This window comes from Parvimonas parva (assembly GCF_016552165.1).
Lineage (GTDB): Bacteria > Bacillota > Clostridia > Tissierellales > Peptoniphilaceae > Parvimonas > Parvimonas parva.
Map to the genome: position 1 here is coordinate 1 of NZ_JACVDA010000038.1, position 5,546 is coordinate 5,546.

Sequence of the window (5,546 nt, forward strand, 5' to 3'; positions counted from 1 at the left end):
TATCCTAAAAAAATATTCAATTACAAAACGCCTAGAGAATTATTTTTATGTGGCTAATTTATTCTTGCAATTTAGGGCAATCGTAAAGAAAAATATTTTTTCACCTATCACCTAAAAAATGCTTGATTTATGTTTTGTTATATGATATAATACCTAAAGTGATTAATATACAATATTTAAGCGAGGTGAATACAATGAAAAAAGGAATACATCCAGAATATAATAAAGTAGTTTTTATGGATACAACAAGTGGATACAAATTCATCTGTGGTTCAACAAAAACTTCTAATGAAACAATAGAAATGGAAGACGGTAACACATATCCATTAATTAAAATTGAAATCAGTTCTGACTCACACCCATTCTACACAGGTCGTCAAAGATTTGTTGAAAAAGGTGGTAGAATCGAAAAATTCAAAAAAAGATACAATATGGACTAGCAAAAAGCAGAGCAATCTGCTTTTTTTTTGCAACAAAAAAAGTGGTCAAAACCACTTTTTTTAATACAATTTAATTACAAACCCTTTTGAACATCAAGTACTAATAATGCTTTCAATAACTAACAACCACCTTTTAATTTTTTACTTCTAATATAAAGTTTTGGGAATTTATCGTGTTGATTAAAATATCCCATAAGTTCAAAAAATTGAAATGCTCTTTTTTGTTCATCAACAGACATATTAGTTTTTTCCTTTATGAATTTTTTTGCCTTTTGTGAATGAACAAAATAACCCTCTTTGTTTATGTCCTTAACGACTATATCGTATAAATCATAATACTCTTGTTTCATTTATTCTCCCCTTTTGCTGACTGTATTTCGTACCAAGTTTTGTACTTTCCGTTTAATGCTATGAGTTCATCATGGCTACCGGTTTCTAAAACTTTTCCGTTTTCTATCATAACTATGGTATCACAATCTTTTATTGTTGACAATCTATGCGCAATGATTATTGTACTTCTACCTTTTTTCAAAACGTCAATTCCATAGTTAATTATTTTTTCCGTTTCAGTATCAATATTGGCAGTCGCCTCGTCTAAGATTAAAACTTTTGGATTCCTAACAATCGCTCTTGCAAAGCAAATTATCTGTTTTTCTCCAAGTGAAAGGTCGGAGCCATTTATTGCAAGTTTAAAGTCTAAATTATTTCCTCTTTTTTCTAAAAGATTTTTTCCTCCAACTTTTATGATTGCATCTAACACTTCACTTTCAATTATTTTTTCATCTTTAAGTGTGATATTATCTTTAATACTTCCTGTAAAGATATAAGGGTCTTGAAGAACAACAGCCATTTGTTTTCTATAAGAGGATTTGCTTAAATCTTTTATATTTTGTCCGTCAAGTAAAACTTCTCCTTTTTGATTTTCATAAAATCCTAAAATTAAATTCATTATAGTTGATTTTCCACTTCCCGTTGCTCCAACAAAGGCGATAGATTTTCCTTTTTCAAGTTTGAAATTTACATCTTTTAAAACCGGTACATTTTCTTTATATTCAAAGCCGACATTTTTAAATTCAATATTTCCTTCAAGATTGATTTCTCTATCTGTCGTCTTTTCTTCTTCAATTTCAAAAATTTTAATAATTCTATCACAAGAAACCAAGGCAGTTTTATATCTATTGATTTGTCCTAAGAAATTCATAAAAAGTCTTAAAATTCTTCTGTTGTATTCAATTAATATATACAAGATACCAACACTAAGCGATAATCCTCTTACTTTTAATATCGTAAATACTAAAATAATTATTGCATTTGTAAGAATAATTACAAAGTCAATTAAATTCCATGAGAATAATGCATTAAGTATGGTTCTTTTAATATAATTTTTTTCAACCTCTTTATTCTCTTTTTCAAAAGAATCTATCATCAACTTTTCATTACCATAAACTTGAATTACAGGTAATGATTTTATTGTTTCATTGTAAATTGAACTTGTTATTCCCTCATGTTTTCTTATTGTTTTAGTAACCACTGTAAGTTTTTGTCCATAATACTTTGTAACAAGATACATCATAGGTAAGTAAATTAAAACGATTAAAAACAAATATGGACTAATGTAAAACATAACAGTAAGCATCATAACTAAATTTAAAACAAATGCTAAAAGCTCATTTAAAAGTGTTTGATACAATTCCTTTATTGTATTTGTATCCGTTGTAAATCTCGAAACTAAATCTCCCGCATAGGAGCTGTCAAAATATTGCATTTTAAAATTTTGCATACGTCTAATCAAGTTAAATTGAATTTTATATGCAATATTACAAGCCAGTTTGTTAAAAGAAAATCTAATTACAATAAGCATTCCTGCAACAAGTAAATTCAATCCCAAATATAAAAGTCCCTTTTGTAATATGAATGAATTAAAATTCTCCATATTAACTAAATCAGCGTCTATTACTGAAGAAATTATCGTAGGTAAATATACATCCAAAAAAACTCTACCAATTGTTCCTATTGAACCGATAAAAAATAGTAATTTTTCTTGTAAAAGATAAGAAGTTAAAAATTTTATTTTACTATGCTTCATTTTCTTCCTCCTTATCTAAACTTTGATACTCAAATTGCTCCTTGTACCAAGAATCTCTTGAAATAAGTTCTTCATGAGTACCTCTGTCAATTATCTTTCCATTATCCAAAACTAAAATCAAGTCAGAATGTTCAACTGCTGAAATTCTATGAGAAATGATTATATTAGTCTTGTCTTTTCGATTTTCTTTAAGTGAGTTTACAATTTTACTTTCAGTATTCGCATCAATCGCAGAGAATGAATCATCTAAAATCAAAATTTCAGGATTTCTATACAAAGCTCTAGCTAAAGAAATTCTTTGCTTTTGTCCTCCGGAAAGCCCAAGTCCTCGTTCTCCGACAACTGTATCTAAGCCTTTTTCTAAATTTTGTATATCTTTGTAGAAGTCTGCTTTTTTTATAACATTTATAATTTTTTCGTCATCTTCTAAAGGACTTCCAAATAAAACATTTTCTCTAACAGTCTTAGAAAGTAAAATATTTTCTTGACTAACATATCCAAATTTATTTCTAACAGAGTTAATATCGTAATCTTCATAAGGAATATCATTTATAAAAATTTTATTTTTATCAAAATTATAAAATCTTAAAATTTGCTTAACTAATGTACTTTTACCACTTCCACTTTTGCCAACAATTCCTAGAGTCTTTCCTCTTTCAAGTTTAAAACTAATATCCTCTAGAGAACTTTCATTTGTAGCCGGATAGTTAAAATTAAAGTTTTTAAATTCCAAAGTAGAAAAATCTTCTAATATTCTATTTCCGTTTTCAATTTCAGTTTTATCATCAAGTAAAAGATTTATTCTATTTACAGAAACTAAAGCTCTTTTGTAAGTATTTATACAATCTCCAAGTCCCCAAAACGACCAAGCTAAGAAATCGCATAATCCAAAAAATGCAACTAATTTCCCAATAGATATATCCCCACTTCTAATTAAAAATGCTCCATAAAACAATCCGATAACCATAGAAACTGTCCTAATTAAAGAGTTTAAAATAAAAGAATAAGCCCAAAGTTGTGATTCCATATAAGCTAAATCAAAATAATATTTAATTATTTTAGAAATATTTTTTTGTCTAACTTCTTCATTTACATAACTCTTTATAAGTTTTATACCTTCAATTATTTCTAAAATTTCTTGACTTGATTTACCAAAAGTCTTATTCATTTCTTCATTAACTTTGCCGACTTTTTTACTCAACATATTAGTTATTAATATGGTAAAAGCAAAAGGAATCATAATCGCAATAGTAAGTTTCCAAGAAATAAAAAATATTAAGTAAAAAGCACATATTGTTGGCATAACAATAGAATCACTCATCATCAAAATTCCAAATGTAAAATAATCATAGATAAACCTTGTTTCATTATCTGCAAGCCCAATTACATCTCCAGCGGTATTTTTTTGAAAAAAATCCGGAGATTTTCTCAAAATTTTTCTAAAAATTATATCCTTATAATACATTTTAAGTTTTGCTCCGGAACCATATGATACATAGGAAAAAATCATAAAACTAAAAAAGTTTATAATTCCCAAAATGATGGCAAATATACCCTTCTTATATATTATACCAGGACTAAAGTTCGGTTCTTTCAACAAATCAACTATATTCCCAATTAAAACTACAAAATAAATTAAAATAAAACTACTTAAAATATTAAAAATACTACCAAATAAAAATCTGGTTTTAGCATTTTTAAAGCCATCACGAACAGCTTTATATATCCCCATAAAATCACCTCTTTTCTTTAAAAAAAGCTCTTCAAAAAGAAGAGCATAATTTAAAATATTTATTTGTTTTTCTTAGTAAATGTTGCAACTGAACCTCTTTCAACTATTCTTGAAGGAAGAATTGTAACATCTTTAAGTTTTTCTTCATTTCTAAGTTCCTTAATCAACTTTCTCATAGAAATTGCCCCCATATCATAGTATGGCTCTTCTATTGTTGTAAGCGCTGGTCTGTAAATTGATGCGATTAAGTCATCACCGAAACCTGCAACTGAAATGTCTTGTGGAACTTTAAGACCGTTATCGTAACAATAACTGATGAAACCAATAGCTAGTGAATCTTCACTTGCAAATACAACAGTTGAATTATTTTCCTTGATAAGTTTGAAAATTTCTTCTCCCATATCATAACCTGTTTGAACTGTTATATCCTTTGCATTGATAAGTGCTGACTTAACTTTTCTTGTCGCAACACCTTCATTGAAACCTGCAAGTTTTTCTCTACCGATTCTACTTGTAACATCTTCACTAATGAAAACAATACTATTATGACCTTCATCTACAAGATAATTTGTCATCTTGTTACAAGTTGATTTGTAATCTATACTAACTGTATGTTCATCTGTATATTCGTAAAATTTATCAAGTCTTACAAAAGGAATATTTTTGCTCTTTAATTTAAACAAAGTTTCAGGATTAATCTTTTCACTTATCATAATTATCCCTTCAACTTGTTTAGTGCACATAAATTCGATAATCTTATGCTCTGCCTCAATATCTCCATATGTGCTTGAAAGCAAAATATCGTAATTATACATTCTTCCGATTTCTTCAATTCCTCTAACGATTTGTGCCATATAAGAAATACCGATATCCTTTACAATAACACCAATCATATTTGATTTTCTCATTACAAGACTTCTTGCCAATTCATTAGGCTTAAAATCCAATTTTTTTATAGCATCTAAAACTTTTCTTCTTGATTCGGGGCTGACCGGTTTAGATTCATTCATTACTCTTGAAACAGTTGAAATGGAAACCCCTGCTAACTTAGCTACGTCCTTTATAGTAGGTACTGACATATTATCACTCCTTTAAATTAAAATTAAATCGTTTACAAAACTCAACATAATTATATCACAGTTTTTAATAAAATAAAACAGTTAAGGAAAATAAATTCACAAAATTTTCCTAAAAATACATAATTTTCTAATAAACTAAATTGCAAGAATAAATTAGCCACATAAAAATAATTCTCTAGGCGTTTTGTAATTGAATATTTTTTTAGGAT

General features: G+C 27.7%; 5 protein-coding genes. 1 reads left to right on the forward strand and 4 read right to left on the reverse strand.

Annotated elements, in window-relative coordinates; genetic code table 11:
• Positions 1 to 194 precede the first annotated feature (194 nt).
• Positions 195 to 440, forward strand: coding sequence for a type B 50S ribosomal protein L31 (locus tag IBJ83_RS08210; protein ID WP_004832367.1), 246 nt, complete (start codon positions 195 to 197; stop codon positions 438 to 440).
• Positions 441 to 559: 119 nt separating this feature from the next.
• Here IBJ83_RS08210 and IBJ83_RS08215 read toward each other — a convergent pair whose 3' ends face one another.
• From IBJ83_RS08215 to IBJ83_RS08230, 4 genes are read right to left on the reverse strand one after another with little or no spacing between them, the layout of a single operon-like run.
• Positions 560 to 790, reverse strand: a complete 231-nt coding sequence (locus IBJ83_RS08215) for a hypothetical protein (RefSeq protein WP_068474545.1) — start codon at positions 788 to 790, stop codon at positions 560 to 562.
• Complete coding sequence (locus tag IBJ83_RS08220) at positions 787 to 2,526, reverse strand: ABC transporter ATP-binding protein (RefSeq protein WP_201276063.1); 1,740 nt, start codon at positions 2,524 to 2,526, stop codon at positions 787 to 789. Before IBJ83_RS08220 ends, IBJ83_RS08215 begins: the two co-directional genes overlap by 4 nt.
• Positions 2,516 to 4,258: an ABC transporter ATP-binding protein gene (locus IBJ83_RS08225; protein ID WP_201276064.1), complete on the reverse strand. Its 1,743-nt coding sequence runs from the start codon at positions 4,256 to 4,258 to the stop codon at positions 2,516 to 2,518. The genes IBJ83_RS08220 and IBJ83_RS08225 overlap by 11 nt, the downstream gene beginning before the upstream one ends.
• A gap of 59 nt (positions 4,259 to 4,317) precedes the next feature.
• A complete protein-coding gene (locus IBJ83_RS08230; protein ID WP_201276065.1) occupies positions 4,318 to 5,337 on the reverse strand; it encodes a LacI family DNA-binding transcriptional regulator in 1,020 nt (339 codons plus the stop codon).
• Positions 5,338 to 5,546 lie beyond the last annotated feature (209 nt).